This window comes from Phycicoccus jejuensis (assembly GCF_000720925.1).
GTDB lineage: Bacteria > Actinomycetota > Actinomycetes > Actinomycetales > Dermatophilaceae > Phycicoccus > Phycicoccus jejuensis.
The window spans coordinates 39,328-65,637 of sequence record NZ_JOEE01000009.1 but is presented as its reverse complement, the minus strand read 5'-3'; the positions used below and the strand labels follow the sequence as shown (position 1 = coordinate 65,637).

Sequence of the window (26,310 nt, the reverse complement as noted above, 5' to 3'; positions counted from 1 at the left end):
AACGCGGGTGCGGGGCGCGCGGCCCGTCGGACATCCTGTCCCGGTGACGCACTCCCCCGATCTGCCCACCCTCCCGGCCGGCTGCTCCGAGCGTGCGCTGACCGCCGACGACCTCGACGCCGTGTACTTCGTGTACTCGAGCGCGCAGCTCGAGGACAGCGGCGTCGTCGCCCTCGAGCGGGCCGACATCGAGGCCGACTGGTCACGCCCCAGCATGGACCTGGCCACGGACACCCGCGGCGTCCTCCGCGCCGGGCGGCTCGTGGGCGCGGTGGAGGTGGCCCGGCGCGGGAGCCGGGCCGAGGGCGCCGTCCACCCGCACGCGCGCGGGCACGGGGTCGGGACGTGGCTCGCCGCGTGGGCCGAGGCGCGCTCACGCGCCACCGGGGCGGCGTCGGTGGGGCAGACGGTGCCGCGCGGGTCCGCCGGGCACCGGCTGCTGGAGGCGCGCGGCTACCGCGACGGCTGGACCTCGTGGGTGCTCGAGCTGCCGGCCGGGGCGCGGGTGCCCGAGCGTCCGCTCCCCCGGGGGTACGAGCTGCGCACCGCGACGAGCGACGCCGACCGGCACGCGGCGCACGAGGTCATCGAGACCGCGTTCGGGGAGTGGTCGGACCGCACCGGCGAGACCTACGACGAGTGGGCGGCCGGTACCGTCCGGCGGCCCGGCTTCGAGCCGTGGAACCTGCGGGTCGCGGCGCTCGGCGACGAGGTCGTCGGCGCCTGCTTCACCGTCGTCGACGAGCGGCGGTGCGGGTTCGTCGACCAGGTCGCCGTCGCGCGCGAGCACCGCGGGCGGGGTCTGGCGCAGGCGCTCCTCGCCGACGGCTTCGGCCACGCCGCCGCCCACGGCGCGGTGCGCAGCGAGCTGTCGACCGACAGCCGCACCGGGGCCCTCGACCTCTACCGGCGCGTCGGGATGCGGGTCGCCGCGACGTGGGTCCACCTCGTCCGCGACCACGACGGCGTCAGCTGCTGAGGCCCCGCACGACCTCGACGTACTCGGTGCGGGCGGCCTCGGCGTCCGTCCCGCGGGCCGCGGCCCAGGCGTCGTACTTGGCGCGGCCGACGAAGTCCATCATCCCCGGGCGCTTGCCGCCGACGTCGCCCTCGGTGGCCTGCTTGTAGAGCGCGTAGAGGCGCAGCTTGATGTCGTTGCCCGGGTCCTTCGTCAGCCCGGACACCGCCTCGACGGCGGCGCGGAACTCGTCCTCGGTGGCCATGGCGGCGACTCTAGGCGTCGGCCCGCCCGGGGGCCAGCGCTCGTCCGGCGGCCGTCGACGCCCGCCGTGGCGCCTCGACACCCCGGTTCGTCCACGAGACCCCGGCTCGGAGCCGGGGTCTCGTGGACATTTCGGGGTGACCCCGAAAAGTTGAGGCGCGGACGGGGGCAGCGCTCAGCGGCGCTTGACGAGCTCCTCGGCGACCTGGACCGCGTTGAGGGCCGCACCCTTGCGCAGGTTGTCGCCGACGACGAACAGCGCCAGCCCCTTGCCCTCGGGCGCCGCCTGGTCGGCGCGGACGCGGCCGACGAACACCTCGTCGCGCCCGGTCGCCTGGAGCGGGTTGGGCACGTCGGTGACGACGACACCGGCGGAGCGGCCGAGCACCTCGAGCGCCTGCTCGGGGCTGATGTCGCGCTCGAACTCGGCGTGGATCGCGAGGCTGTGCCCGCTGAAGACCGGGACGCGCACGCAGGTGCCCGCCACGCGCAGGCCGGGGATGTGGAGGATCTTGCGCGACTCGTTGCGCAGCTTCTGCTCCTCGTCGGTCTCGAGGCTGCCGTCGTCGACGAGCGAGCCCGCGAGCGGGACGACGTTGAAGCCGACCGGCACGGCGTAGACCTGCGGGTCGGGCAGGGTGAGCGCGGAGCCGTCGAGCGCGAGGTCCTTGGGGTCGCCGGCGGCGTACCCGCCACGTAGCTGACCGTCGAGCTCGGTGAGGCCGACGCCGCCGGAGCCGGACACCGCCTGGTAGCTGGAGACGTGGAGCCGGACGAGCCCGGCGAGGTCGTGCAGCGGCTTGAGGACCGGCATCGCGGCCATCGTCGTGCAGTTCGGGTTGGCGACGATGCCCTTCGGGATGTCGTCGAGGTCGTCGGGGTTGACCTCGGAGACGACGAGCGGGACCTCGGGGTCCTTGCGCCAGGCGCTGGAGTTGTCGACGACGACGGCCCCGGCAGCGGCCACGCGGGGCGCCCACTCACGCGAGGTCGCGCCCCCCGCGGAGAAGAGCGCGAGGTCCAGGCCCGAGAAGTCGGCCGTGGCCGTGTCCTCGACGGTCACGTCGCGGCCGTCCCACGGCAGCGTCGAGCCGGCGGACCGCGCCGACGCGAAGTAGCGAATCTCCTCGACCGGGAAGTTCCGCTCGTGCAGGAGGGTACGCATGACGTTGCCGACCTGACCGGTCGCACCGAAGACTCCGACTCGCATGCCGGCCAGTCTAGGGAGGGCGGCGTCCGCCGGCCGTCGACGGCTCGGCATCCGGTCACCGCCCGGGCGAGGAGCCCGAGCCGGTGGCGTGGCCGGGGCACCCCCACCCCTGGAACGGTGCACCCGGCCACGCCTGCTCTCCGCCCCGGAGGACCGCGTGGCGCGACGACCTCCGTCGGCGGTGGCCGTCGCGGCACTACTGTGACCCGAAGAGCCCCGAGGGGGGAAGCGTGATTGCGAGATCTCGCAACCGTGGGAGGGAGCAGGATCCGTGGGGACCCAGGACGGTGCCGGGGGGCGCGCGTACGACGTGGGCGAGTTCTTCCGGTGGGTGCAGGCGCTCGCCGTCCGGGGCGACCCGCGGATGGAGCCGCTCGGTGACCTCGCGCCGGCCTTCGAGTCCGGCATCGCCGCGCTCGCGGGGTCGGTCCGCCGCAGCATCTGGCACATGACGTTCCGCCCCACGTGGTCGGAGGTCCGGATGGCGCGCCCGCTCGCCGACGCCTCGCGGCGGACCGGCATCGACGGCCGGTACGTCACCGACCGCGTCACCTCGGCCCGCCTGCCGGTGCTCGCCAGCCACCACCACCCGTACTTCCGGCACCACCCGGTGCACGCGCCGCTGCTCGTCGTCGACGCCCGGCGCGTCTACGTCGGTGCGCCGCCCGGCCACGAGCTCGCCGGCTCGGTGTGGACGAGCACGGCGCCCCAGGTCGTCGGCGGCGCCGTGCGCGCCTTCGACGCCGTGTGGCGGGCCGCCGTCGACCCCCACCCGGGCGACACGGCACCGTTCACCCGGCGCATGGTCGAGATCGCCTTCCACCTGACCGACGGTGCCAGCGACCGGGAGATCGCGCGGGCCATCGGGGTCTCGGAGCGGACCGTCTCGGCCGAGGTCGCCGAGGTCATCCGTCGCCTCGGCGCGCGCAACCGGTCGCACGCCATCGCCCTCATCGGCGACGCCGGCCCCTGACCTGCTGCGGGTCCGCGCCACCCCCTCTAGGCTGGGCCCCACCAGCCCCAGGAGACACCCCCGTGCCCCAGCCGCCCGCGACGGAGCTGCCCGGCCGCGTCGCGGAGGCGATCGACCAGCAGGACCCCGTGCTCACCCCGCTGCCGACGCCCGCCGAGGTGACGCAGGTGCTCGTCGGGCTGGCGGCGCAGACGGCAGCCCGCGTGTGGAGCATGCAGTGGGGAGCGAGGCTCTCCTCGTTGCGACGGACGCTGGGCCTGGACGGGCCGGCGCGTGACCGGGCGGTCGACGAGCGGACGGTGTACTCGCCCCGCGCGGCGGCTTCGTTCCCCCTCCTGACGACGCTGGAGCCGGAGGTCCGGATCGGGGATGTCCCGCTCCCTGCGCTCGTGGTCGACGAGCGGGCGGCGCTCCTCGCGTCGCCGAGGCCCCTGGACCGTGAGGTGCACGCCTTCCTCACCGAGGACCCGGACCTCGTGGCCCTCGCTGCCCGGGCGATCGCGGACGCGTGGGCGCACGGGCGTGGCTGGCAGGACGCCGGGCTGCGCCCCCCGCTGGACCCCCGCCGGTTCCACGTCGCGCTCGGGATGGCCGACGGGCTGTCGGACCGACAGATCGCCGAGACCCTGGGGGTCAGCGCGCGCACCGTCGCCGTCGAGGTGCGGGCGGTGCTGGACTGGCTCGGTGCCCGCAACCGGGGCCACGGCATCGCGATGCTCGTGGGGGCGGCGTGAGCGTCGGAGGGAGCGCGACCCGGCGACTCGCCACGCAGGTCGAGACCCTGCTGCGGGCGAACGACCCCGTCCTCCGGCCGCTCGGCGAGGGCTGGGCGCTCGTCCGGGCGTTCGAGGAGCTCGAGGCGCGCACGAGGCGCTCGGTGTGGCTGGCCGCGCAGCGCCACATCCGGATGACCGCCCGGGGCATGCACGAGCTCGACGACCGCTCGCGCGCCCGGGGGATCGAGGAACGCTCGATCTACTCGACGCCCCATGCCCGCTCCTCGCCCCTCCTCACGTCCTTCGAGCCGCAGGCCCGGATCGGTCCGGTCCCCCTCAAGGTCCTCGTCGGCCACCGCGTGCGGCACCGACGACCCGGACCTGGTCCGGCTCGGCATCGAGGCGTTCGAGGAGATGTGGTCCCGCTCCGCCCCCTGGCAGGAGGTCGGGCTGCGTCCACCCCTGCCGCAGAGGCGTTTCCAGGTCGCTCTGCTGCTCCTCAAGGGCTACTCGGACCGCGAGGTCGCCGACGAGCTGCAGGTCGGCGGGCGCACCGTGTCGCAGGAGGTCCGCGAGGTCGTCGCCTGGCTGGGTGCGCGCAACCGGGCACACGCCATCGCTGTACTGGCGGGGGCTGCATGACGAGGGCGTTCGCCGACACCCGACGGCTGGCCGAGCGGGTCCGTGCCCTGCTGTCCTCCGGGGACCCGGTCCTGCGCCCGCTCGGGGAGGGCCGCGAGCTGGCCCGCGCGTTCGGCGAGCTCGAGGCCGCGACCGAACGCTCGTTCTGGCGGGTCGCCGACCGTCACGTCCCGTCCATCGCCCGGGCCATGGACCACCTCAACCACCGGACCCGGTCGAGGGGCCTCCACGAGAGGGTCGTCTTCTCCACCCGTCACGCGCACGAGTCGCCCCTGCTCACGTCCTTCGACTCGGGCTGCCGGATCGGGCCGGTCCACCTCAAGATGATCGTCCTCGACGAGCGGTACCTCGTGGTCCCCGGTCCCGACGGCGTGGCCGTGTCGGGGTCCGCCTACGGCTCGGACGACCCCGACCTCGTGGCCCTCGCGTGTGCCGCCTTCGAGGAGGCGTGAGAGGCCGCCGTGCCGTGGCAAGAACTAGGGCTGCGTACCCCGTTGCCGGAGAGACCTTTTCGTGTGGCGCTCTTCCTGCTCGACGGCCACTCGGACCGGGAGATCGCCACCGCGCTCGGCGTCGGTGCGCGCACCGTGTCGCACGAGGTCCGCGAGGTCGTCGCGTGGCTGGGCGCCCGCAACCGCTCGCACGCCGTCGCGATGCTCGTCGCCGCCGGCACCCGCTGACCGGGAGCGGTCAGAACCCGAGGCGCTGCATCTGCTTGGGGTCGCGCTGCCAGTCCTTGGCCACCTTGACGTGGAGGTCGAGGTGCACCCGCTGCCCGAGCAGCGCCTCGATGCCCTGCCGGGCGTTCGTGCCGACCTCGCGCAGCCGCGAGCCGCCGCGGCCGATGACGATCGCCTTCTGGCTGTCGCGCTCGACGAACACGTGGACGCGCACGTCGAGGAGCGGGTCGTCCGCCGGCCGGTCCTCGCGCTGGACCATCTCCTCGACGACGACCGCGAGGCTGTGCGGCAGCTCGTCGCGCACCCCCTCGAGGGCCGCCTCACGGACGAGCTCGGCGACCATGACGGCCTCCGGCTCGTCGGTCAGCTGGCCGTCGGGGTAGAGCGGCCCGGGCGAGGGCGGCAGGTAGCCGGACAGCACCTCCGCCACGTCGTCGACCTGGTCGCCGCGGGTCGCCGAGCACGGCACGATGGCATCCCAGTCCCCCAGCCGGTCGACGGCGATGAGGTGCTCGGCGAGCCGCTGGCGGTCGACGGAGTCGGACTTGGTCGCGATGGCGACGACCGGCACGCGGCGGCCGCGGCGCAGCTCGGCGAGCTCGTTGGCGATGAACTGGTCGCCCGGGCCGACGCGCTGGTCCGAGGGCAGGCAGAAGCCGATGACGTCGACCTCGAGCAGCGTCTCGCGGACGAGGTCGTTGAGCCGCTCCCCGAGGAGGGTCCGCGGCCGGTGCAGGCCCGGCGTATCGACGAGCACGAGCTGGCTCGCGTCCGTCGTGACGATGCCGCGGATGGTGTGTCGCGTCGTCTGCGGCTTGCTCGAGGTGATGGCGACCTTCTGCCCGACGAGCGCGTTGGTCAAGGTCGACTTGCCCGCGTTGGGACGGCCGACGAAGCAGGCGAACCCGGCGACGTAGCCCTCGCGCGGGGCGATGGGGGTGCTGTCGGTCATCCGACGCTCTCCTCGAGCTCGGCGTCGGCGGGCAGCTCGGGGGCGACCCGCTCGACGAGGACGGTGGCGACGCGGTGGCGCCGCCCGGACATGCGCTCGGCCGTGAGCCGCAGCCCCGCCACCTCGCACGAGGAACCGAGGATGGGCACGAGCCCGGTCGTCTTGCCGATGAGCCCGCCCACGGTGTCGACCTCGTCCTCGTCGAGGTCGACGTCGAAGAGCTCGGCGAGGTCGTCGACGTGCATCGTCGCGGCGACGCGGGTGCGGCCGTCGGGCAGGTCCTCGACCTCGAAGGCCTCGCGGTCGTACTCGTCGGTGATCTCGCCGACGATCTCCTCGAGGATGTCCTCGATCGTCACGATGCCAGCGGTGCCGCCGTACTCGTCGACGACGACGGCGAGGTGGGTCTGCTCGAGCTGGAGCTCGCGCATGAGGGCGTCGACCGGCTTGCTCTCGGGGACGAAGCGGGCCGGGCGCATCAGCTCGGTGACCGGCAGGGTGACGGCCGCCGGGTCGGCGTTCATCCGCCGCACGACGTCCTTGAGGTAGAGGATGCCGACGACGTCGTCGACGCTCTCGCCGACGACGGGGATCCTCGAGAACCCCGAGCGGAGGAAGAGCTTCATCGCCTGGCGGCAGACCCGGTCGTCGTCGACCGCGACCATGTCGGTGCGCGGGACCATCACCTCGCGGGTCAGGGTGTCGCCGAGCTCGAAGACGGAGTGGAGCATCTCGCGCTCGTCGGAGTCGATGAGCCGGTTCTCGCGGGCGACGTCGACGAGGTCGCGCAGCTCGGACTCGCTCTCGAACGGCCCGTCGCGGAAGCCCTTGCCCGGCGTCACGGCGTTGGTCAGCGCGATGAGCAGCCGGGAGAACGGGCCGAGCACCCGGCGCAGCCAGATGGCCACCGGCGCCGCGAGCAGGGCGACCCGGACGCTGTGCTGGCGGCCGAGGGTGCCCGGCGAGACACCGACGATGGCGAAGCTGATGAGCGCCATGACGCCGATCGCCACGAGGAACGGCTGCCACGTGCCCTCGACGAGCGCGACCGCGGCGAGGGTGACCATCACGGCGGCGGTCGACTCGGCGATGACCCGGAGGAACGACAGCACGGAGAGGTAGGCGGCGGTGTCGCCGACGACCCGGACGAGCGCGGCGGCGCCGGGGCGGCCCTCGTCGACCAGCTCCTCGGCGCGCACCCGCGACATCCGCTGGAAGGCCGACTCGGCCATCGAGATGAGGAACGCGACGATGGTCGCGAGGACGGCTGCGACGACGAGCCGGGTCATGGGGTCCTCCGGCTCAGGTGCTCGGTCGGCCGCGCGTGGCGAGGAAGGTGAGGAGGAGCTGGCGCTGCAGCTCGAACATCTCCTTCTCCTCCTCGGGCTCGGCGTGGTCGAAGCCGAGGAGGTGGAGGATGCCGTGCGTCGTGAGCAGGAGCAGCTCCTCCTCGGTGGCGTGGCCGGCCTCGCGGGCCTGCTTCGCAGCGACGGTCGGGCAGAGCACGATGTCGCCGAGGACACCTTCCTGCGGCGGCACGCCGTCGCGCCCGGGACGCAGCTCGTCCATCGGGAAGCTCATGACGTCGGTCGGGCCGGGCAGGTCCATCCACTGCACGTGGAGGGTCTCCATCGCGGACTCGTCGACGAGACGCAGGCAGAGGTCCGCCTGCGGGTGGACGCGCATCTCCTGGAGGACGTAGCGCGCGCAGGCGACGAGCTCGAGCTCGTCGAGCGCGACCTCGGTCTCGTTGAGGACGTCGATGCTCATGCGCCCGGGCCGTCCTGCGGGGAGGGGCGGCGGGCCGGCGCGCGGCGCGGACCCTTCTGCTGGCCGGCGTCCCAGCGGTCGTAGGCGTCGACGATGTGCCCGACGAGCCGGTGGCGCACGACGTCGGCGGCCGTCAGCTCGGAGAAGTGGACGTCCTCGATGTCGCCGAGGATGTCGCGCACGATCCGCAGGCCGCTCGTCGTGCCGCCGGGCAGGTCGACCTGCGTGACGTCACCGGTGACGACCATCTTCGAGCCGAAGCCGAGGCGGGTGAGGAACATCTTCATCTGCTCGCCCGAGGTGTTCTGCGCCTCGTCGAGGATGATGAACGCATCGTTAAGCGTCCTACCCCGCATATATGCCAGGGGCGCGACCTCGACGGTGCCGGACGCCATGAGCTTCGGGATCGACTCCGGGTCGACCATGTCGTGCAGCGCGTCGTAGAGCGGCCGCAGGTAGGGGTCGATCTTGTCGTTGAGCGTGCCGGGCAGGAAGCCCAGCCGCTCCCCCGCCTCGACGGCCGGACGCGTGAGGATGATCCGGTTGACCTGCTTGGCCTGGAGGGCCGCGACCGCCTTGGCCATCGCGAGGTAGGTCTTGCCGGTGCCGGCGGGCCCGATGCCGAAGACGACGGTGTTCGCGTCGATCGCCTCGACGTAGCGCTTCTGGTTGAGCGTCTTCGGCCGGATGGTGCGCCCGCGGTTGCTGACGATGTTCATCGTCAGGACGTCGGCGGGGCGCTCGACGGTCTGCGCGCGGAGCATCTGGATGGAGCGCTCGACGGCGTCGCGGTTGAGCGGCTGACCACCGTCGATGACGTCGAGGAGCTCGTCGATGAGCCGCTCGATGAGGGCGACCTCGGCGCTCGGGCCGGCGAGGTGGAACTCGTTGCCGCGCACGTGCACCTGCACCTGCGGGAACTGGCGCTCCATCGTCCGCAGCATCTCGTCGCGGGGACCGAGCAGCGTCACCATCTGGACGTCGGCCGGGATCGTGACCGTGTGCAGCGGCACGTGCGGTTGGCTGGGGCTGGAGCCGGCGTCGGGGGCCGGGCCGTCTTTCTGCGCGTCTGACATCGTCGGGCCAGTCTAGAGGCCCGCACCGACGGTCATCACGCGGGAATGCGCGCCGGTCAGCCGGGGGGCCAGGTCAGCTCGCGCCCGCCGAGGACGTGCAGGTGGCAGTGGAAGACCGTCTGCTGCGCGGCCGCGCCCGTGTTGGCGACGAGCCGGAACCCCTCGAGACCCTCGTCGTCGGCGACGCGGGCCGCGAGCGCGACGGCGTCGGCGAGCTCCTCGGGTGCCTCGGCGGCGAGCGTCCCGATGTCGGGGACGTGGCGGCGCGGGATGACGAGGACGTGCGTCGGCGCCTGGGGGCCGATGTCGCGGAAGGCCAGCGAGTGGTCGGTCTCGGCGACGACGTCGGCCGGGACCTCACCCGCGAGGATGCGGCAGAACAGGCACTCGGAGGTCTCGCTCATGCGCCGACCCTAGACGAGCGCGGGGTGTCGGCGCGGCGTGCTGCACTGGAGCCCTCGACGAGCAGGAGGTGCGGCATGACGGTGCGCTGGACGGTGACCGTGGACTGCGCGGAGCCGCGGGCGGTCGCGGCGTTCTGGCGCGAGGCGCTCGGCTACGTCGACGCGCCGCCACCGGAGGGCTTCGGCTCGTGGGAGGAGTGGAACCGCACCTTCGGGGTCCCGGAGGAGGAGTGGGACGACGGCGCCTTCCTCGTCGACCCCGACGGCGCGCTCCCCCGGCTCTCGTTCCTCCGGGTGCCGGAGCGCAAGGTGGCGAAGAACCGGCTGCACCTCGACCTCCAGGTGAGCAGTGGCCGGCACCGGCCGGCGGACGAGCGTCGGGCCGCGCTCGACGCCACCGTGCGCCGGCTGCTGGCGGCGGGGGGCTCGGTCCTCGCCGAGCACCACCACGACGGCGCGCTCGACCACGTCGTCGTCGCCGACCCCGAGGGCAACGAGCTCTGCGTCGTGTGAGCGGCGGCGCCCGTCAGACGTCGAGCGAGACCGACACCGTCACGACGTCACCCAGCTCGACGCCCTCGCGGCGGCGCACCGCGAGCTTGAGCGGCAGCAGGTAGCCGCCGTCCTTCGGGAAGAGCGAGGTCGTGAAGTCGCTGCCCCCGAGCCGGCCCGCCACCGGGATGCAGCCCCAGCCGTAGGTCGCCAGCCGTGCGACCTCGTGGACGCGGGCCGCCTCGGCCTCGGGCAGCGCGACGAAGTGGTGCGGCGCCGGGCCGCGCCACTCGACGACCTCCCCCGTGAACTCCAGGTCCATCGCGCCAGCGTAGGACCGTCCCCGACTGCCGCGCCCATCGCGAACGCGTGTGAAACCGCCGGGCTCCCCCGGCGGTTTCACACGCGTTCGGGCAGAGGGAAGGGCGGCGGAGAGGTCGGGTCAGCGCCAGCGGGAGGAGGCGCTGAGCACCGCCAGCGCGGCCGGACCGGCGCTCGACGCCCGCAGCACGGTCGAGCCCAGCCGCACCGTCCGCGCCCCGGCCGCCTCGAGGGCCGCGACCTCCTCCGGGGCGATGCCGCCCTCGGGCCCGACGACGACGAGCACGTCCCCGTCGCCCGGCAGGGCCACCCCGGCCAGCGGGGCCTCGGCGTCCTCGTGCAGCACGAGGACGAGGGCCGCGGCGTCCCGGGCGCGCTCGACGAGCCCCGCGGTGGTCACGGTCGGGCCGAGCACCGGCCGGCGGGTGCGCCGTGACTGCTTGGTGGCCGCGACGAGCACGGCGTCCCACTTGCGGCGGGCCTTCTCGCCGCGCTCCCCGCGCCACTGGACGATGCTGCGCGCGGCCTGCCACGGCACGACCTCGTCGACCCCGCACTCGGTCGCGGACTCGATCGCCTGGTCGTCACGCTCCCCCTTGGCCAGGGCCTGGACGAGGACGAAGCGCGGCGCGGGCTCGGGCTCGTCGCGGACCTCGTCGACGCGCAGGTCGAGGGCGTCGCGCTCGACCCCCACGACCTCCCCCTCGACGGCTCGTCCCGCCCCGTCGGCGAGCACCAGCCGTTCACCGACCCGGGTGCGCCGCACCGCCACCGCGTGCCGGCCCTCGGGTCCGTCGAGCCGCACGGCCGAGCCGGGGCCCACGGCGTCGAGGGTCCCGGCGGGGACGAGGTGGACGGGCAGCGTCATCGGGCTGGGTGCGTCGGACGAGCCGGGGTCAGCGGGCCTTGAAGGCGTCGCGCAGCTTGCCGAACAGGCCGCCGTCCGCGGGGTTGGCCATCTTCCCCTGCGGACGCTCCTCGCCGCGCAGGGCCGCGAGCCGCCGCAGCAGCTCCTCCTGCTCGCCGTCGAGCCTCGTCGGGGTCTGCACGCTCGTGTGGACGATGACGTCGCCGCGCCCACCGCCGCGCAGGTGCGTGACACCGAGGCCGCGCAGGGTCAGGGTGTCGCCGGACTGCGTGCCGCGCTTGATGTCGAGCTCCTGCGCCCCGTCGAAGGTGTCCATCGAGAGCGAGGCCCCGAGCGCCGCGGCCGTCATCGGCAGCTCGACGCTCGCGTGGAGGTCGTCGCCGCGACGCTGGAAGACCGGGTGCTTGCGGACCGCGACCTCGACGTAGAGGTCACCGGCCGGGCCGTTGCCGGGGCCGACCTCGCCCTCGCCGGCGAGCTGGATGCGGGTGCCGGTGTCGACACCGGCGGGGACGCGCAGGGTGAGCGTGCGGCGGGTGCGGACGCGGCCGTCGCCGCTGCACTCGTAGCAGGGGTCGGTGATGATCTGGCCGAAGCCCTGGCAGGTCATGCACGGACGGGTGGTCATCACCTGGCCGAGGAAGCTGCGCTGGACCTGGCGGATCTCGCCGCGGCCCTCGCAGACGTCGCAGGTGCGCGTGCCGGTGCCGGGCTGGCGGCCGTCGCCGTGGCAGGTGCCGCAGCCGACCGCGGTGTCGATGGTCAGCTCCTTCTCGCCACCGAACACGGCGTCGCCGAGGTCGATGTCGAGGCGGACGAGGGCGTCCTGACCGCGCGCGGTGCGCGAGCGGGGGCCGGCGTTCGGCCCGGCCGCCTGCCCGCCGAAGAAGGCGTCCATGATGTCGCTGAACGAGAAGCCCTGGCCGAAGCCGGCGGCGCCCCCCGAGTAGGGGTCGGCGCCCATGTCGTACTGGCGGCGCTTGTCGGCGTCGGACAGCACGTCGTAGGCCTGCGACACCTTCTTGAACTGCTCCTCGGCCTCGGGGCCGGGGTTGACGTCCGGGTGCAGCCGGCGCGCGGCCTTGCGGTAGGCGCGCTTGATGTCCTCGGGGCTCGCGTCGCGGGCGACGCCGAGGTCGGCGTAGTAGTCGTTCACGGGTGGGGGGTCCTCCGTGGGTCGGTGTGGTGGCGGGGCCCGCGCGGGTCAGTCCGCGAGGATCCGGGAGACGTAGGTGGCGACGGCGCGGACGGCGGCCATCGTCGAGGGGTAGTCCATGCGCGTGGGGCCGACGACGCCGAGCCCGGCGACGAGGTCGGCGCCCGACCCGTACCCGGTGCTCACCATCGACGTCGACTGCAGCCCGGCGTAGGGGTTCTCGTGCCCGATGCGCACCGCGAGGCTGCCGCCCTCCTCGGCGACCGTGCCGAGCAGGCGCAGGAGGACGACGTGCTCCTCGAGCGCCTCGAGCACCGGGCCGATGCTCGACGTGAAGTCGCCGCCGGCGCGGGCGAGGTTGGCCGTCCCGGCGAGCACCAGCCGCTCCTCACGCTCCTCGACGAGGGAGTCCTCGAGCGCGCCGACGACCGCCCGCACGACCGGTCGCGCCCCGTCCTCGAAGCGCTCGGGGACGCCCGCGAGCTCGGAGGAGGCGTCGGCGAGGGTGCGGCCGGCCGTCGCCGTGTTGAGCTCGGTGCGCAGCGCCGACAGCACGCGCTCGCCGTCGTCGGTCGTCAGGTCGGCCGGGACCTCGATGACCCGCTGCTCGACCCGGCCGGTCGTCGTGATGAGGACGACGAGGAGCCGCCCGGGGCCGATCGGGACGAGTTCGACGTGGCGCACCGAGGAGCGCGACAGGGACGGGTACTGCACGACCGCGACCTGCCGGGTCAGCGACGCCAGCAGCCGGACCGTGCGGTCGACGACGTCGTCGAGGTCGACGGCCCCCTCGAGGAAGTGCGCGATCGCGCGCTGCTCGGCGGTCGACATCGGCTTGATCTGCGAGAGCCGGTCGACGAAGAGCCGGTAGCCGGCGTCGGTGGGCACCCGGCCGGCGCTGGTGTGCGGCGCGGCGATGAGGCCGTCCTCCTCGAGCGCGGCCATGTCGTTGCGCACGGTGGCCGCGGAGACGCCGAGGTGGTGGCGTTCGAGCAGCGCCTTGGAGCCGACCGGCTCGGAGGTGTGCACGTAGTCCTGGACGATGGCCCGGAGCACGCGCAGGCGGCGGTCCTCGCTCATCGGGGCTCCTCCTCGGGCGGCTCGTCGGGTCGGGCGGCACGGCGGGCTCTGGCACTCTCGCCGTCCGAGTGCCAATGCTACGTCGTCGCACCGTCACGCGCGAAAGCCGAGGGGCGCTCCCGCGTGCCGCTCCCGGCGACCGTCGCCGCTCGCGGCTAGCCTCGCGGCCGTGGTGGACAGGTACGGATCCGACGTGCTCTCGGGCGACTGGCGCGCTCCCCGGCGGGGGCGCTCGGTCGAGCTGCCGGCCGAGCCCGGCACGGTCGTCGAGGACGTCGAGACCGGATGGGTCGGCGCGGTCGTGCGCGTCGAGAATGCCGGCGGCGTCCACGTCGTCCACCTCGAGGACCGGCGGGGCCGGACCAAGGGCTTCCGGCTCGGGCCGGGCTTCCTCGTCGACGGCTCCCCCGTCACCCTCGTCGCGCCGCGGGCCGCCGAGGCGCAGCGCCTCGCCGCCGCGAAGGCCGCGGGGGCCCGGACGGCCAGCGGCTCGGTCGCGGTGCACGGTCAGCGCGCCCGCGTCGCGAGCGGCTCGCGCATCTTCGTCGAGGGCAAGCACGACGCCGAGCTCGTCGAGAAGGTGTGGGGGCACGACCTGCGCGTCGAGGGCGTCGTCGTCGAGATGCTCGACGGCGTCGACGACCTCGCGGGCGCCATCCGCGACTTCGCCCCCGGACCCGGCCGCCGGATGGGGGTGCTCGTCGACCACCTCGTGCCCGGTAGCAAGGAGTCGCGCGTCGTCGACGAGGCGCGGGCGCTGCGGCCCTGGGCGCAGCACGTCCTCGTCGTCGGCCACCCCTACGTCGACGTCTGGCAGTCGGTGAAGCCCGGCCGCCTCGGGATGGACGCGTGGCCGGTCATCCCGCGGGGGACGTCGTGGAAGCACGGCATCGCCGCGCACCTCGGCTGGCCGCACGCGACCCAGGCCGACATGGCGCACGCGTGGCGGCGCATCCTCGCGTCCGTCGACTCGTGGACCGACCTCGAGCCCGAGCTGCTCGGTCGCGTCGAGGAGCTCATCGACTTCGTGACGGCGCCCGAGTAGGCGTCAGCGGGCGGCCCGGGCAGCGGCGACGCCGACCTCGAGCCAGCCCGCCAGCGCGTCGTCGTCCTCGAGGACCGACGCGTGGACGTCGACCCACCCGCGGCTGGCCCGCCCCTTCATGACCATCGGCTCGACGGTGGGGCGGGCGACGAGCTCGTCGAAGCGCTCCGGGCCGGTCCGCACGAGGAGGCCCCGGGACCCGACCGAGCACGCGAGCGCGCCGTCGACCATGAAGGCGACGCCCCCGAACATCCGCTTCTCCTCCGCGGGCGGCAGTGCCGCCCGGACCCGCTCGAGCAGCTCCACGGGCCCAGTGTGGCCCCGGTGCCCGCGCCGGCGGTAGGGGTCGGCCCTGAGCGCACCCCGACCCGGACCCCGACATGCCCCCGGAACCCCTTGGGCCGGGCGGCCGTCGGGTGTTCGATGGTCCCAGACCCACTCCAGGAGGAAGAGATGAGCGAGAACACCCCTCGCGACGACGCCCCGCGCGACGAGCCCACGCAGATCGTGCCGCCGCCGCCCGCCGAGCCCCCGGCGCCCCCCGCCGCCCCCGCGCCGACGCCCGGCTGGGAGACCCCGGCCGCCGGCGAGGTGCCCCCGCCCCCGCCGCAGCCCCAGTACGCGCAGCAGCAGTACGCGCAGCAGCCCTACGGCCAGCCCCAGTACGCGGGCGCAGCCCCTCTCTCCCCGCAGGAGGAGAAGACGTGGTCGATGCTCAGCCACGTCATCGGCCTTGCGGCGATGATCCTGTCCGCCGGCTTCCTCGGCTTCGTCGGCAGCCTCGTCATCTACCTCGTCTACAAGGATCGCGGGCCGTTCGTGCGGGCGCACGCGGCGAACTCCCTGAATGTGCAGATCACCGCGGCGATCGCGGCCGTCGTCGGATGGCTCCTCATCATCACGCTGATCGGCGCCATCATCGGGATCCCGCTGCTCATCGCCGCCTTCATCTACGCCGTCGTCGTCCACATCCTGGGCGCCATCAAGGCGAACAACGGCGAGTGGTGGAACCCGCCGTTCACGCCGCGCTTCGTCAAGTGACCCGCGGCTGACCCGGTCCGTGCGCCGGCCGCTCCCCCGTCAGGGACCGAGCAGCCGGCGCACGACCGTGTCGGCGAGCAGGCGGCCGCGGAGGGTGAGGACGGCCCGCCGGTCGCGGACGGCGGCGGGTCCCTCGAGCAGCCCGTCGGCGACGAGCCCGGCCACGGCCGTGCGGCCCGCGTCGTCGAGCCGGCCGAGGTCGAGCCCTTCGCGCAGTCGCACCCCGAGGAGCACCTCCTCGTCGTGGCGCTGCTCGGCGGTGAGGACCTCGCGGGCCGCCGCCGGGGACTCGCCCGCCGCCAGCCGGGCCGCGTACGCGCGCGGGTGCTTGACGTTCCACCAGCGCACGCCGCCGACGTGCCCGTGCGCCCCGGGACCGACGCCCCACCAGGCGTCGCCCCGCCAGTAGCCCTCGTTGTGACGGCACCGGTCGGCCGGCGTGCGTGCCCAGTTGCTCACCTCGTACCAGCCGTAACCCGCTTGTGCCAGAACCGTGTCGGCGAGCTCGTACTTGTCCGCCTCGTCGTCGCCCTCGGGCTCGGGCAGCTCTCCGCGGGCCACCTGCCGGGCCATCCGCGTGCCCTCCTCGACGACGAGGGCGTACGCCGAGACGTGGTCGGGCTCGAGCGCCAGGGCGGCCTCGAGGCTCGTGCGCCAGTCGTCGAGCGACTCCCCGGGGGTGCCGTAGATGAGGTCGAGGCTCGTCGCCAGGCCGGCGGCGCGCGCGGCGGCGACGGACTGCCCGACCCGCGCCGGGTCGTGCGTGCGGTCGAGGGTGGCGAGGACGCTCGGGACGGCGCTCTGCATCCCGAGGCTCACCCGCGTGAACCCTCCCGCCGCGAGGGTCTCGAGGCCCTGCGGCGTCACCGAGTCGGGGTTGGCCTCGGTCGTCACCTCGGCGCCGTCGGCGAGCCCGAACCGCTCGCGCACGCCGTCGAGGAGCCGCACGAGGTCGTGCGCCGGCAGGAGGGTCGGCGTCCCGCCGCCGACGAACACGGTGTCGACGACCGGCGCGGCGGCGCCGAGCACCCGGGCGGCGAGGTCGAGCTCGGCCAGCGCGGTGCCGGCGAAGTCCTCGGTCGACGCGCCGGGACCCAGCTCGGTCAGCGTGTAGGTGTTGAAGTCGCAGTAGCCGCAGCGCACCGCACAGAAGGGCACGTGGAGGTAGAGGCCGAACCGCCCGTCGGCGAGGCGGGCGAGCGCGTCGGCGGGCAGCTCGCCGGAGGCCGGCGCGGGGTCGCCGTCGGGCAGTCGGGGCACGCCCTCATCGTGTCACCCGGTGCCGGGCGGACCGACCGCACCTCCCGGGCGCACCAGCCCGCTCTCGTACGCCCGCACCACGAGCTGGGTGCGGTCCCGGAGCCCGTTGGCGGTGAGGACGTCGCTCACGTACCCCTTGACCGTGGCGGTCGACAGGGACAGCCGCTCGGCCACCTCGGCGTTCGTCAGCCCGGCGGCCACGAGGCGCGCGACGTCACGCTGCCGATCGGTGAGACGCATCCCGGGCGACCGCCGCGCGCCGCCCACCGCGAGCCGCTCGTCGACGAGTCGCCGCAGGATGGACGGCGCGAGGACGAAGTCACCGACAGCGACGGCCCGGACGGAGGCGTGGAGCCGCTCGCGGCTGGAGCTCTTGAGGAGGAAGCCCGAGGCCCCGGCGCGCAGGGCCGCTGTGACCGCCTCGTCCGTCTCCATCGTCGTGAGCACGAGCACGGTCGACGGGACCCGGGCCGCGACGATGCGACGGGTCGCCTCGACGCCGTCGACCTGCGGGAGGCGCAGGTCCATGAGGACGACGTCCGGGCGCTCGCGGAGCGTCACGGCCACGGCCGCGGCACCGTCCGCCGCGGTGCCGACGACGACGAGGTCGGGGGCCGCGCCGAGCACGGCCACGAGCCCGTCGCGCACGAGCTCCTCGTCGTCGACGACGACGACCGTGGTCACGACGCCACCGCCCGGGCGCGGGCGGGGAGGTCTGCCCGGACGACGAAGCGGTCGTCGACCGGGCCCGCTGAGAACCGGCCGCCGAGCGCCTCCACCCGGGCGCGCAGGCCGACGAGACCCCGACCCGAGCCGCCGTACGACGACAGACGGGGACGGACGCCGCGGCTCGTCACGCTCACGTGGGCCGTCCCAGCGTGGTGCCGGACCACGACGTCCACCACCGGCTGGTCGGCGTGCCGCAGCGCGTTCGTCACCGCCTCCTGCACGAGCCGCAGGGCGCAGCGGTCCACCTCCGGGTCGAGGACCGGCACGGTCCCCTCCGTGGTGACTCTGACCTCGAGCCCGGCCGCCCGTGCCCCCTCGACGAGCCCCGGCAGGCCGGCGAGCCCGACGGCGGCCGCCGGGACGTCGTCGAGGAGCCCGAGCAGGCGGTGCAGCTCGGCGAGCGCCTCGCGGCTCGCGGCCGCGATGGCCTCCAGCGACCGGGCCGCACCCTCCGTGTCGCGTGGCAGCCGGGCGCTCCCTGCCTCGGCCTGGACGGCGATGAGCGTCACCGCGTGCGCCACGACGTCGTGCAGGTCCCGGGCGATGCGTGCGCGCTCCTCGGCGGCCACCGCGCCGAGCTCGCGGGTCAGCGCCTCGCGCTGCACCTCGAGCACGTCGATGGTGCGCGCCCGGCGGCGGACCGACCATCCGAGGGCTGCGGGGACGACGACGAAGAAGACGAGGGTGGCGGGCAGGTTGGACAGCGAGTCGGAGGGGTCGACGGCGACCGACACCGAGGCCGCGGCGGCCACGACGGCGGCGCCGCGCCCCGCCCGTCGGGCCGGGGCGTGGGCGTAGGCCGAGTACGAGAGCACGACGAGGGCGACGAGCACCGCGACCTCGTCGGGCGACTCGAGGAGCAGCGACTCCGCCAGGAGGACGCAGGCGGCCCAGGTGCAGGCGGCGATCGGGTGCCGGACGCGCACGAGGAGAGCCAGGACGACGAGGGTGGCGAGGACGGCCCGCGCCCCGGGGTGCGGGGCCGACGTGCGGAGGGTGTCGAGCCCGGCGGCCGTGGCCAGTCCGACCGCGAGCGCCGCGTCCCACGGCGAGACCGTGTCGCGCACCCACCCCCGCACCCGCTCCATGGGCGAACGCTAGACCCGCGGGGCGGTGGGCGACACCCTCTCGCGGAGGGGGAGCAGCGCCTCTCGAGGCGGGTCCGTCCGGTCCCGGGACCGTGGTGCGCGACGCCGGGTCGGGACGACGGTGATGGCCTCGACCCACCGGACCCAGGAGCCCGCCATGACCCTTTCCGCCCTCACCCGTCACCGCGGCGAGCGCACCGACGACCGCGTTCCCCGCCGCCGGCCCTCCGCCACCGTGCTGGCCGGGCCCGTGCTCGTCCTCGTCTCCGAGCTCGTCGCCCCGCGCTTCCCGGACGGTCTCGACGCCACCGGGGAGGCCGCCTTCCTCCTCGCCCACACGGGCCGGTTCACGGCGAGCGGGCTGCTCGGGGCCCTCGCCGGGATGCTCCTCGTCGCCGGCTTCACGCTCGTCGGCGCCGGGGCGCACGGACGGGGGCGACGCACGCTGCGGACCGCCTCGGTCCTCGGGGCCCTCGGCGGCCTGGGACTGGTCATGCACCACACGCTGACGCTCACGCTCACGGAGGTGCTCTCTGGCGGGGTCCCCGCCACCGCGCTCGAGCGGCTGGAGGAGGGCCCGACGGCGGCGGTGTCCATCCTCGCGCTGCTCCTCGGCGTCTCGCTCGCAGTGCTCCTGCTCGCCGCCGGCGTCGCACGCGCCGGGCGTGCCGGCCGCGCCGGGTGGTGGCTCGTCGCGCCGGCCGTGCTCGCCGTCGCGGCGGACTTCTCCCCCAGCGCGTGGAACACCGTCGGCTGGGCGGTGCTCGCCATGCCGGTGTTCGCGGCGGCGGCCCGACCCGCTCCGGACACCCTGATCCGTGGCTGAGCGACGGCCGGGCCCGAACGCGTCCGGGTGTCGACCTACGATGACGAGGTGACAGACCGCTGGATCCACCTCGACGGACTCGTCAACATGCGCGACCTCGGTGGGCTGCCGACCCGCGACGGCCGCACGACCGCGCCGGGGCGGCTCATCCGCTCCGACAACCTCCAGGACCTCAGCGACGCCGACGTCGACCGGCTGGTGCGCGAGCTCGGCGTCAGCGACGTCGTCGACCTGCGCACGGAGGCCGAGGTGCACGTCGAGGGTCCGGGGCCGCTGCACGCCGTGGGGTCGCTGACCCACCACCACCACTCGCTCATCCCGGAGCGCCGCCCGAGCGAGAGCCTGCGCGGCACCGCCGAGCGGGCGCTGCCGTGGAGCGAGGACGAGCCCGAGCGCGACGCCGCCTTCTGGGCCAAGCACTACCTCGGGTACCTCGCCAAGCGGCCGGAGGCCGTGGCGGCCGCGCTCGACGTCGTCTCCCGCGCGAGCGGCGCCGCGGTCGTGCACTGCGCGGCCGGCAAGGACCGCACCGGCACGGTCGTCGCGATGGCCCTGTCGGTGGCCGGCGTCCCGCGCGAGGAGATCGTCGCCGACTACGTCCTGACCGCCGAGCGGCTCGAGCAGATCGTCGGCCGGCTCAGACCGCGGCCGGTGTACGGCGAGGCGCTGGCGCGCCAGAGCCTCGAGGACCAGCGGCCCCGCGCGGAGTCGATGGAGGCCATCCTCGACGCCGTCGACGAGGGCTGGGGCGGGGCGGCCGACTGGCTGCGCGCCCAGGGCTGGTCGGACGCCGACGTCGAGCGCCTGCGCGACCGCCTCACCCTCGACTGAGACCGGTCGCGTTCAGCGCGAGGGACGTTCGCTGACGTAGATGGTGATGACACCCTCGACCACCACCGTGCCGTCGGTGCGCAGGGCCCGCACGCGCACCGGGACGTCACCCGACGCGCCGACATCCCACTCGGCCGGCGAGGTCTCGGCCACGCAGAGCAGGTCGGTCGTCGACTTCGCGAGGTAGCGCACCTCCATCCCCCGCGGGATCCAGCGGTGGGTGGTCGGAGTGGTCGCCTCGGCGAGCAGGCCCATCGCCGCCTCGAGACCGTTGCACACGGCGATGGCGTGCACGGTGCCGAGGTGGTTCTGGACGCCCCAGCGCTTGGCCACGACGAGCTCGGCGTGGTGAGGACGCACCTCGCGCACCCGGGGACGCACGGTGCGGAAGTAGGGCGCCTTGAGCGCGAAGAGCACCGAGAAGGCCTCCCGTCCGAGGGGTCGGGCGGCGAGGCGACGGTAGAGCGCGTGGGTGTCGGTCACCCCGCTGATGTTACCCGCGGGTAGCGACGGGGCCCTCGGTAGCGTGGCGCCGGTGACCTCTCCCCTGCCCGGGCAGCCCGGCTTCGTCGCTCCCGCCCCGTCGGACCGTCCTCGCTTCACCCGCCGGGCCGTGCGTGTGCTCCTGCTCGACGAGGACGACCGCGTGCTGCTCATCGAGGACTCCGACCTCGGGCTCGATCCCGTCGCGCACTGGTGGAACACGCCCGGCGGCGGAGTCGACCCCGGCGAGAGCGACGCCGAGGCGGTCGTGCGCGAGCTGCACGAGGAGACCGGCCTGCGGGTCACGGAGGCCGACCTCGAGGGACCGCTGCTGGAGCGACGCGTCCTGCACGGGTGGAGCGACAAGGTCGTCGACCAGGAGGAGACCTTCTGGGCGGTGCGCGTCCCGGCATTCGAGGTCGACACCTCCGGCCACACCGAGGAGGAGCGGATGACGGTCGTCGGCCTGACGTGGTGGGACCTCGACGCGCTCGAGGCCACCGGCGACCTCGTCTGGCCCGTCGGCCTGCGCGCCCTCGTCGCCCTGGCCTCCGACCGCGACCGGTGGCGCGACGCGGCCGTCGACGGCGGGCGGGTGGAGGAGTCGACGGTCCCCGTCGACCCCCACGCCGGCTGACCGTCCCTCCGGCGTCCTCCCCCTCCCGCGCGCCCGCACGATGGCGTCGTCCTCGCCTGCCCGCGGGCGGGCGCGGACGCTCGCTCGCCCGCAGCCCGTCGCCCCTGTGCGCCACAGGCTTTCCCCAAGGTGACGCTGGGTCAATGACCGTGTCCATCGCGACCCGCGGACCCGAGGAGCACGGTCATGACCGCGACCACCATCCACCCTGACCGTCCAGCCGCCGCACCCCGCCGTGGGCTGACGACGGCCCTCGTCGCGCTGCTGGCGGTGGCGCTAGGCCTCGTCGCGCTGCCCGCGCGGGACGCCCTCGCGGCCGGCGGGCAGCCCGCCGTGTCGCCCGTCCTCGACGCGGCGCACGGCTTCCCGACGTGGTTCGAGGACTCCGGCGGGACCCGGCTGGCGCCGTGCCTCGACCCGACCGACACCCGCTGCGTGGTCCTCGCCGACGCCGGCTACGACCCGGCCCGGCCGCAGGTCTTCCCGACCAACTTCCCCTCGGAGTTCTTCTACCTCGTCGCCGACTCCCAACGGCTGACGACCCTTGGCTGCTCGGGCACCAAGCGCGGCACCGCCTCGATCCGCCTGGCCCTCGAGGGCGCGTTCGCCAACGGCGCGCCGGTCCCCGGTGAGCAGATGGTCTTCGGGCGGGTCCGGCTCTCGGTCAGCAGTGGCCTGTGCGCCAACGGCACCTACACCGCGACGACCCCGTTCGGTGCGATCTCCTTCCGGACCGACGCCGCGGGCGCGCTCGCCCGCAACCAGGGGACGACCGACATCGGGTGCGTCCCGGTCGCTCCGGCCACGTGCGACTGGCGCCTGGCCCTCTCGAGCCCCGTGGCCCGCAACTTCCTCCGCTGGGACCCGGCCGTCGCCCCCTCGGCGCCCGCCGGCTACCTCGGCGACGCCGTCACCGCGCACCGCATCGTCGGCGCCACCTACACCGCTCCGGGCGAGGCGTCCCCGGCCAACTACTTCAGCATCGCCGGCACGAAGCTGGCGACCCCGCTGCGCACCGACCTGTTCACGGTCGCCGGCAAGGTCGCCGGTCCCCTCGAGGTCTCCCCCGCGGCGGTCACCGTCGGCTCGACCGAGGTCGGCCAGTCGTCCTCGGTGCGAGAAGTCACGGTTCGCAACGTCGCGGCGGGGACCACCACGCCGAACAGCGTCACGGTCACCGGAGCCGCCGCGGGCGACTTCCGGGTCGTCGACTCGACCTGTCCCGCAACGGCTCTGGTCCGCGACGCCACATGCCTCATCCGGGTCCAGTTCTCCCCCACCGCACTCGGTGCCCGGGCCGCGACGCTGACCGTAGCCCACGACGGCCTGCGCTCCCCCACCACCGTCCCGCTGACCGGCGAGGGCACGGCACCGCACCAGGCGCCGCACGCCACCGCCGCCCCCTCCTCCCTCGGCTTCGGCCAGGAACGGCTGCGCGTCCCCTCGTCCGCGCGGACGGTCACGGTCGGCAACACGGGCACGGCCCCTCTCACGCTCGGCACGCTCGAGCTGGCCGGCTCGGACCGGGCCCACTTCGAGAAGGGCTTCGACACCTGCACCGGAGCGGTCGTGCCGGTGGGCGGCACCTGCCGCGTCGACGTCTCCTTCCTCCCGCAGGCCGTCGGCGAGCACTCCGCGACGCTGCGCATCCCGTCGGACGACCCCGCCGGGACGCTCGACGTCGCCCTCCAGGGCACCGGGTTCGGCGGTGTCGCGAAGTCCTCTCCGGCCATCGACCCGGCCACCGGGTTCCCCACCTGGTACCAGGACGAGCGCGGTGTGCGCCTCGCGCAGTGCATCGACGCCACCGACCCCAACTGCATCGTCCTCGCCGGTGGCACCTACCCCGGCAGCGGGCCCGTCGCGTTCCCGACGACCTTCCCCGACGAGTTCTTCTACAGCGTCGTCGACAGCGACCTCATCATCACGCCCGGCTGCGGTGACAGCCCGCCCGGGAAGATGATGGTCCGGATGGCCCTCGAGGCCGCCTTCGTCAACGGTGAGCCGGTGAGCGGCGAGCAGATGACCTTCGGGCGCATCCGCGTCAACGCGACGAGCGGCCTGTGCGCCGGCCAGGAGTACTCCGTCGTCCACCCGTACGGCACGTACACCTTCGTGGCCGACGACGCCGGTGGGCTCAAGCGGACGACCGGGACGAGCGACGTCGGCTGCCTCGCGGCGACGGCCGACGCCCCCTGCGCCTGGGACCAGGCCATCTCCAGCCCCGTCCTCGCCGGCTTCCTGCGCTGGGACCCGGCCCGTGGCGCCGCCGCCCCGGCCGGCTACCTCGGGGACGCGACGACCCTGCACCGGGTCGTCGGCTCCTCCTATGTCCCCGTCGGCGAGACGGCTCCGGCCAACTACGTCCGGCTCGTCAGCGCAGGGGCGACCGTCGCGCAGACCGACCTGTTCACGGTCATGGGCAAGCTCGCCGGTCCGCTCGTCGCCGACCCCGAGGTCGTCGACGCCGGCGCCGTCGAGGAGGGCAGCTCCGGCCCGGCCCGGGTGACCCTGCGCAACGAGGGCATCGAGACGCTCGGCGTCACCTCGCTCTCCGTCGCGGGCAACGACGCCGCCGACTTCGCGGTAGGCAGCGACGCCTGCTCCGGTCGCGACCTCGCCCCGGGTGCCGCCTGCCAGGTCGACCTGACGTTCACCCCCGGTGCCGTCGGTGACCGCAGCGCGCTCCTGCGGGTGCGGCACACCGGGCTCAACGACCCGTTCGAGGTACGCCTGCGCGGCGTCGGGTCGGTCGCGCAAGGGATCGCAGCCCTGTCCACCTCCGGGCCTCTCGCCTTCGAGCAGCGCCACGTCGGCCGCGCCGCCGCCGTCCAGTCCGTGACGGTCTCCAACCGGGGCGGCACCGCGCCGCTCGTCCTCGACGCCCCCACCCTCGTGGGCGGCGACACGGCGGACTTCTCGGTCGTCGGCACGACCTGCGACACCGAGGTCCCCGTCGACGGGACGTGCACCGTGACCGTCGGGTTCACCCCCTCGGCCGCCGGCACCCGGACGACGGCTCTGCGCCTCACCGCACCGGGCGCACGCCCCTCGCAGGTCGACGTCGGGCTCTCCGGCCGCGGCAGCACCTCGGACCCGGCGGTCTCGGCCGGGCGTCGGGCCGACGGGTTCCCGCTCTGGTACCAGGACGCCGACGGTCTGCGGCTGGACCTCTGCGACGACCCGACCGACCCCGGCTGCATCGTCCTCGCCGGTGACGGCTACGACCCGACGCAGCCGATCTCGTTCCCGGACAACTACCCGCCGGAGCTGTTCTACGCGGTCGCCGACAGCGAGCCGATGCCCACACCGGGCTGCGACACCGTCGCTCCGGGCACCGCCGCCCTGCGCGTGGCGCTCGAGGGCGCGTTCACCGGGCCGACGGCCGAGGCCGGCCAGCAGCTCGTCTTCGGACGCACCCGCTTCCACGCCACCGGCCTCTGCCCGGACACCGACTACACCGTGACGACCCCGTACGGACCGCTCTCGGTCCACACGGACGCCTCCGGGTCGGTGGCCCGCAACGCCGCGACGCAGAACGTCGGGTGCGGGGCGGCGCCCTGCGACATGGCCGAGGCGCTCGCCTCCCCGGTCGTCGGGAGCTTCCTGCGCTGGGCCCCGGGCGTGGGACGTGCCGCGCCGGCCGGGCACCTCGGTGACGCCGTGACCTTCCACGAGGTGGTCGGCGGCACCTGGGCCCCGGACGGCGTCCCGGTCGAGCACGTCGCGGTCACCGGACCCGAGGGCGAGGTCGCGCGCACCGACCTCTTCGCGGTCGCCGGTCGCTACGCCACCGGCCTCACCGGGGACGCGAGCCTGGCCTTCGGTGACCACGACCTCGGCACGACGACGGACCTCACGGCCACGCTGCAGAACGTGGGCACCGGCGCGCTCCCCCTCGGGACGGTCCGCGTCACCGGTCCGCAGGCCGCCGCTTTCACGCTCGGTGCGGGCACCTGCGCCGGGGCCACGCTCCCCGGTGACGGGACGTGCACGCAGACGGTCCGCTGGGCCCCGACCACCGCCGGGGACGCCACGGCGACGCTCGAGGTGCTCGGTGCGGACGGGAGCGTGCTGTCGCGCACGGCGCTGACCGGTCACGGCATCGAGCCGCCGACCCCGGCGCGCGCCACGGTCACCCCGACGACCCTGACCTTCGCGGGTCAGCGCGTGACGACCACGTCGGCCGTGCAGCTCGTCGGCGTCCGCAACTCCGGCGGCGCCCCACTGACCGTCACCTCGGTGGCGCTCTCGGGCACGGCGGCAGGCGACTACACCGCGACCGCCGACCCGGCGTGCGCCTCCGTCGTGGCCGGCGCCTCGTGCTCGGTCCGGGTCACGTTCTCCCCGAGGGCGACCGGGACACGCGCCGCGACGCTGTCGATCCGCAGCAACGACCCCGGCGCGGCCCCGGCCGTGGCGCTCACCGGCACCGGGACGAGCTCCGTCCTCACCCCGAAGTCGACGTCGGTGTCGCTCGGCACGGTGAAGATCGGGCGCTCGGCCTCCTCGAGCGTGACGATCACCAACACCGGGACGGCGTCGCTGTCGATCACCGGTACGACGTCGACGAGCACGGCCTACAGCGTCGCCCTCGGCACCTGCGCCGTGGCGGTCGCCCCCGGCCGGAGCTGCGCGATCACCGTGACGCTCAACGCCCAGGCGGTCGCGGGGTCCTACCCGGCGACGATCGGGTTCGTCAGCGACGCGGCCAACCGCGCGACGGTGTCGTTCACCGCCACCGTCCGCTGACCCCAGGGCCGACGGGACCCGACGGAGTCCGTACCCCACAAATGAGGGGTACGGAC

General features: G+C 74.8%; 29 protein-coding genes. 13 read left to right on the top strand and 16 right to left on the bottom strand.

The window, feature by feature from the left end:
* The first annotated feature begins 43 nt into the window (after positions 1–43).
* On the top strand, positions 44–979 hold the full coding sequence (locus tag IG69_RS0116655) for a GNAT family N-acetyltransferase (protein ID WP_051750685.1): 936 nt from the start codon (positions 44–46) through the stop codon (positions 977–979).
* Here IG69_RS0116655 and IG69_RS0116650 read toward each other — a convergent pair.
* Both IG69_RS0116650 and IG69_RS0116645 read right to left on the bottom strand, forming a co-directional pair.
* Positions 969–1,223: an acyl-CoA-binding protein gene (locus IG69_RS0116650; protein WP_030529303.1), complete on the bottom strand. Its 255-nt coding sequence runs from the start codon at positions 1,221–1,223 to the stop codon at positions 969–971. The two genes, IG69_RS0116655 and IG69_RS0116650, sit on opposite strands and share 11 nt — an antisense overlap.
* Positions 1,224–1,397: 174 nt before the next feature.
* A complete protein-coding gene (locus tag IG69_RS0116645) occupies positions 1,398–2,432 on the bottom strand; it encodes an aspartate-semialdehyde dehydrogenase (protein WP_030529302.1) in 1,035 nt (344 codons plus the stop codon).
* A gap of 271 nt (positions 2,433–2,703) precedes the next feature.
* Between IG69_RS0116645 and IG69_RS20455 the strand changes: the two genes are divergently transcribed.
* The 5 genes from IG69_RS20455 to IG69_RS21775 all read left to right on the top strand — a co-directional run bounded on the left by IG69_RS20455 (position 2,704) and on the right by IG69_RS21775 (position 5,443).
* The gene (locus IG69_RS20455; protein WP_036830480.1) at positions 2,704–3,405 is read left to right on the top strand and encodes a helix-turn-helix transcriptional regulator; all 702 of its coding nucleotides are present in this window, start codon (positions 2,704–2,706) and stop codon (positions 3,403–3,405) included.
* A gap of 62 nt (positions 3,406–3,467) precedes the next feature.
* Positions 3,468–4,139, top strand: coding sequence for a helix-turn-helix transcriptional regulator (locus tag IG69_RS0116635; protein WP_030529301.1), 672 nt, complete (start codon positions 3,468–3,470; stop codon positions 4,137–4,139).
* A 396-nt stretch (positions 4,140–4,535) separates the two neighbouring features.
* Positions 4,536–4,763: a helix-turn-helix domain-containing protein gene (locus IG69_RS22550; RefSeq protein ID WP_169742090.1), complete on the top strand. Its 228-nt coding sequence runs from the start codon at positions 4,536–4,538 to the stop codon at positions 4,761–4,763.
* Positions 4,760–5,215: a hypothetical protein gene (locus tag IG69_RS0116625; RefSeq protein WP_030529299.1), complete on the top strand. Its 456-nt coding sequence runs from the start codon at positions 4,760–4,762 to the stop codon at positions 5,213–5,215. The genes IG69_RS22550 and IG69_RS0116625 overlap by 4 nt, the downstream gene beginning before the upstream one ends.
* 9 nt (positions 5,216–5,224) lie before the next feature.
* The gene (locus tag IG69_RS21775) at positions 5,225–5,443 is read left to right on the top strand and encodes a helix-turn-helix domain-containing protein (protein ID WP_084696883.1); all 219 of its coding nucleotides are present in this window, start codon (positions 5,225–5,227) and stop codon (positions 5,441–5,443) included.
* Positions 5,444–5,453: 10 nt separating this feature from the next.
* On the opposite strand, the gene era is transcribed toward IG69_RS21775, so the two are convergent.
* The 5 genes from era to IG69_RS0116595 are packed head-to-tail and all read right to left on the bottom strand — an operon-like array spanning position 5,454 to position 9,645.
* Complete coding sequence (gene era / locus IG69_RS0116615; protein ID WP_030529298.1) at positions 5,454–6,395, bottom strand: GTPase Era; 942 nt, start codon at positions 6,393–6,395, stop codon at positions 5,454–5,456.
* Positions 6,392–7,684: a hemolysin family protein gene (locus IG69_RS0116610; protein WP_036830479.1), complete on the bottom strand. Its 1,293-nt coding sequence runs from the start codon at positions 7,682–7,684 to the stop codon at positions 6,392–6,394. The genes era and IG69_RS0116610 overlap by 4 nt, the downstream gene beginning before the upstream one ends.
* 13 nt (positions 7,685–7,697) lie before the next feature.
* Positions 7,698–8,165: an rRNA maturation RNase YbeY gene (gene ybeY / locus IG69_RS0116605; RefSeq protein WP_030529296.1), complete on the bottom strand. Its 468-nt coding sequence runs from the start codon at positions 8,163–8,165 to the stop codon at positions 7,698–7,700.
* The gene (locus IG69_RS0116600; protein ID WP_030529295.1) at positions 8,162–9,241 is read right to left on the bottom strand and encodes a PhoH family protein; all 1,080 of its coding nucleotides are present in this window, start codon (positions 9,239–9,241) and stop codon (positions 8,162–8,164) included. Before IG69_RS0116600 ends, ybeY begins: the two co-directional genes overlap by 4 nt.
* A 56-nt stretch (positions 9,242–9,297) precedes the next feature.
* A complete protein-coding gene (locus IG69_RS0116595) occupies positions 9,298–9,645 on the bottom strand; it encodes a histidine triad nucleotide-binding protein (RefSeq protein WP_030529294.1) in 348 nt (115 codons plus the stop codon).
* A gap of 75 nt (positions 9,646–9,720) precedes the next feature.
* Here IG69_RS0116595 and IG69_RS0116590 point away from each other — a divergent pair, with 75 nt between their 5' ends.
* The gene (locus IG69_RS0116590) at positions 9,721–10,158 is read left to right on the top strand and encodes a VOC family protein (protein WP_030529293.1); all 438 of its coding nucleotides are present in this window, start codon (positions 9,721–9,723) and stop codon (positions 10,156–10,158) included.
* Positions 10,159–10,171: 13 nt separating this feature from the next.
* Here the strand turns inward: IG69_RS0116590 and IG69_RS0116585 are convergent, their stop codons facing one another.
* The 4 genes from IG69_RS0116585 to hrcA all read right to left on the bottom strand — a co-directional run bounded on the left by IG69_RS0116585 (position 10,172) and on the right by hrcA (position 13,562).
* Positions 10,172–10,459, bottom strand: a complete 288-nt coding sequence (locus IG69_RS0116585; protein WP_030529292.1) for a DUF1905 domain-containing protein — start codon at positions 10,457–10,459, stop codon at positions 10,172–10,174.
* Positions 10,460–10,579: 120 nt separating this feature from the next.
* Positions 10,580–11,326: a 16S rRNA (uracil(1498)-N(3))-methyltransferase gene (locus tag IG69_RS0116580; RefSeq protein WP_030529291.1), complete on the bottom strand. Its 747-nt coding sequence runs from the start codon at positions 11,324–11,326 to the stop codon at positions 10,580–10,582.
* A 28-nt stretch (positions 11,327–11,354) separates the two neighbouring features.
* A complete protein-coding gene (dnaJ, locus tag IG69_RS0116575; RefSeq protein ID WP_030529290.1) occupies positions 11,355–12,482 on the bottom strand; it encodes a molecular chaperone DnaJ in 1,128 nt (375 codons plus the stop codon).
* Between the two features lie 48 nt (positions 12,483–12,530).
* The gene (gene hrcA / locus IG69_RS0116570; RefSeq protein ID WP_030529289.1) at positions 12,531–13,562 is read right to left on the bottom strand and encodes a heat-inducible transcriptional repressor HrcA; all 1,032 of its coding nucleotides are present in this window, start codon (positions 13,560–13,562) and stop codon (positions 12,531–12,533) included.
* 169 nt (positions 13,563–13,731) lie between these two features.
* Between hrcA and IG69_RS0116565 the strand changes: the two genes are divergently transcribed.
* A complete protein-coding gene (locus IG69_RS0116565; protein ID WP_030529288.1) occupies positions 13,732–14,607 on the top strand; it encodes a DUF3097 domain-containing protein in 876 nt (291 codons plus the stop codon).
* A 3-nt stretch (positions 14,608–14,610) separates the two neighbouring features.
* Here the strand turns inward: IG69_RS0116565 and IG69_RS0116560 are convergent, their stop codons facing one another.
* Positions 14,611–14,913, bottom strand: coding sequence for a TfoX/Sxy family protein (locus IG69_RS0116560; protein WP_030529287.1), 303 nt, complete (start codon positions 14,911–14,913; stop codon positions 14,611–14,613).
* Positions 14,914–15,060: 147 nt separating this feature from the next.
* On the opposite strand from IG69_RS0116560, the gene IG69_RS23045 reads away from it, so the two are divergent.
* Positions 15,061–15,648, top strand: coding sequence for a DUF4870 domain-containing protein (locus IG69_RS23045; RefSeq protein ID WP_084696882.1), 588 nt, complete (start codon positions 15,061–15,063; stop codon positions 15,646–15,648).
* Positions 15,649–15,687: 39 nt separating this feature from the next.
* Here the strand turns inward: IG69_RS23045 and hemW are convergent, their stop codons facing one another.
* From hemW to IG69_RS22795, 3 genes are read right to left on the bottom strand one after another with little or no spacing between them, the layout of a single operon-like run.
* A complete protein-coding gene (gene hemW / locus IG69_RS0116550; protein ID WP_030529285.1) occupies positions 15,688–16,908 on the bottom strand; it encodes a radical SAM family heme chaperone HemW in 1,221 nt (406 codons plus the stop codon).
* A 12-nt stretch (positions 16,909–16,920) separates the two neighbouring features.
* Entirely contained in the window at positions 16,921–17,592 is a 672-nt protein-coding gene (locus tag IG69_RS0116545) for a response regulator (protein WP_030529284.1), read from the bottom strand.
* Positions 17,589–18,725 (bottom strand): sensor histidine kinase, encoded by a 1,137-nt coding sequence (locus IG69_RS22795; protein ID WP_051750684.1) that lies wholly within the window; start codon positions 18,723–18,725, stop codon positions 17,589–17,591. Before IG69_RS22795 ends, IG69_RS0116545 begins: the two co-directional genes overlap by 4 nt.
* 157 nt (positions 18,726–18,882) lie before the next feature.
* On the opposite strand from IG69_RS22795, the gene IG69_RS0116535 reads away from it, so the two are divergent.
* Positions 18,883–19,551: a hypothetical protein gene (locus tag IG69_RS0116535; protein WP_157577673.1), complete on the top strand. Its 669-nt coding sequence runs from the start codon at positions 18,883–18,885 to the stop codon at positions 19,549–19,551.
* 48 nt (positions 19,552–19,599) lie between these two features.
* The gene (locus IG69_RS0116530; RefSeq protein WP_030529281.1) at positions 19,600–20,382 is read left to right on the top strand and encodes a tyrosine-protein phosphatase; all 783 of its coding nucleotides are present in this window, start codon (positions 19,600–19,602) and stop codon (positions 20,380–20,382) included.
* Between the two features lie 12 nt (positions 20,383–20,394).
* On the opposite strand, the gene IG69_RS0116525 is transcribed toward IG69_RS0116530, so the two are convergent.
* A complete protein-coding gene (locus tag IG69_RS0116525; RefSeq protein ID WP_030529280.1) occupies positions 20,395–20,865 on the bottom strand; it encodes a hotdog fold domain-containing protein in 471 nt (156 codons plus the stop codon).
* Positions 20,866–20,917: 52 nt separating this feature from the next.
* On the opposite strand from IG69_RS0116525, the gene IG69_RS0116520 reads away from it, so the two are divergent.
* Positions 20,918–21,502, top strand: a complete 585-nt coding sequence (locus IG69_RS0116520; protein ID WP_245616181.1) for an NUDIX hydrolase — start codon at positions 20,918–20,920, stop codon at positions 21,500–21,502.
* Between the two features lie 186 nt (positions 21,503–21,688).
* Entirely contained in the window at positions 21,689–26,254 is a 4,566-nt protein-coding gene (locus IG69_RS0116515) for a choice-of-anchor D domain-containing protein (RefSeq protein ID WP_030529278.1), read from the top strand.
* Positions 26,255–26,310 lie beyond the last annotated feature (56 nt).

Excerpts from the sequence above, each read along its gene's own strand:
- era (WP_030529298.1), bottom strand. The coding sequence starts at position 6,395 with ATGACCGACAGCACCCCCATCGCCCCGCGCGAGGGCTACGTCGCCGGG.
- IG69_RS23045 (WP_084696882.1), top strand. The coding sequence starts at position 15,061 with ATGAGCGAGAACACCCCTCGCGACGACGCCCCGCGCGACGAGCCCACG.
- IG69_RS0116580 (WP_030529291.1), bottom strand. The coding sequence starts at position 11,326 with ATGACGCTGCCCGTCCACCTCGTCCCCGCCGGGACCCTCGACGCCGTG.
- IG69_RS0116610 (WP_036830479.1), bottom strand. The coding sequence starts at position 7,684 with ATGACCCGGCTCGTCGTCGCAGCCGTCCTCGCGACCATCGTCGCGTTC.
- IG69_RS0116585 (WP_030529292.1), bottom strand. The coding sequence starts at position 10,459 with ATGGACCTGGAGTTCACGGGGGAGGTCGTCGAGTGGCGCGGCCCGGCG.
- IG69_RS0116645 (WP_030529302.1), bottom strand. The coding sequence starts at position 2,432 with ATGCGAGTCGGAGTCTTCGGTGCGACCGGTCAGGTCGGCAACGTCATG.
- IG69_RS0116590 (WP_030529293.1), top strand. The coding sequence starts at position 9,721 with ATGACGGTGCGCTGGACGGTGACCGTGGACTGCGCGGAGCCGCGGGCG.
- IG69_RS0116515 (WP_030529278.1), top strand. The coding sequence starts at position 21,689 with ATGACCGCGACCACCATCCACCCTGACCGTCCAGCCGCCGCACCCCGC.
- IG69_RS0116535 (WP_157577673.1), top strand. The coding sequence starts at position 18,883 with ATGACCCTTTCCGCCCTCACCCGTCACCGCGGCGAGCGCACCGACGAC.
- IG69_RS22795 (WP_051750684.1), bottom strand. The coding sequence starts at position 18,725 with ATGGAGCGGGTGCGGGGGTGGGTGCGCGACACGGTCTCGCCGTGGGAC.
- IG69_RS0116600 (WP_030529295.1), bottom strand. The coding sequence starts at position 9,241 with ATGTCAGACGCGCAGAAAGACGGCCCGGCCCCCGACGCCGGCTCCAGC.
- IG69_RS0116650 (WP_030529303.1), bottom strand. The coding sequence starts at position 1,223 with ATGGCCACCGAGGACGAGTTCCGCGCCGCCGTCGAGGCGGTGTCCGGG.
- IG69_RS0116595 (WP_030529294.1), bottom strand. The coding sequence starts at position 9,645 with ATGAGCGAGACCTCCGAGTGCCTGTTCTGCCGCATCCTCGCGGGTGAG.
- hrcA (WP_030529289.1), bottom strand. The coding sequence starts at position 13,562 with ATGAGCGAGGACCGCCGCCTGCGCGTGCTCCGGGCCATCGTCCAGGAC.
- ybeY (WP_030529296.1), bottom strand. The coding sequence starts at position 8,165 with ATGAGCATCGACGTCCTCAACGAGACCGAGGTCGCGCTCGACGAGCTC.
- IG69_RS0116625 (WP_030529299.1), top strand. The coding sequence starts at position 4,760 with ATGACGAGGGCGTTCGCCGACACCCGACGGCTGGCCGAGCGGGTCCGT.
- IG69_RS22550 (WP_169742090.1), top strand. The coding sequence starts at position 4,536 with ATGTGGTCCCGCTCCGCCCCCTGGCAGGAGGTCGGGCTGCGTCCACCC.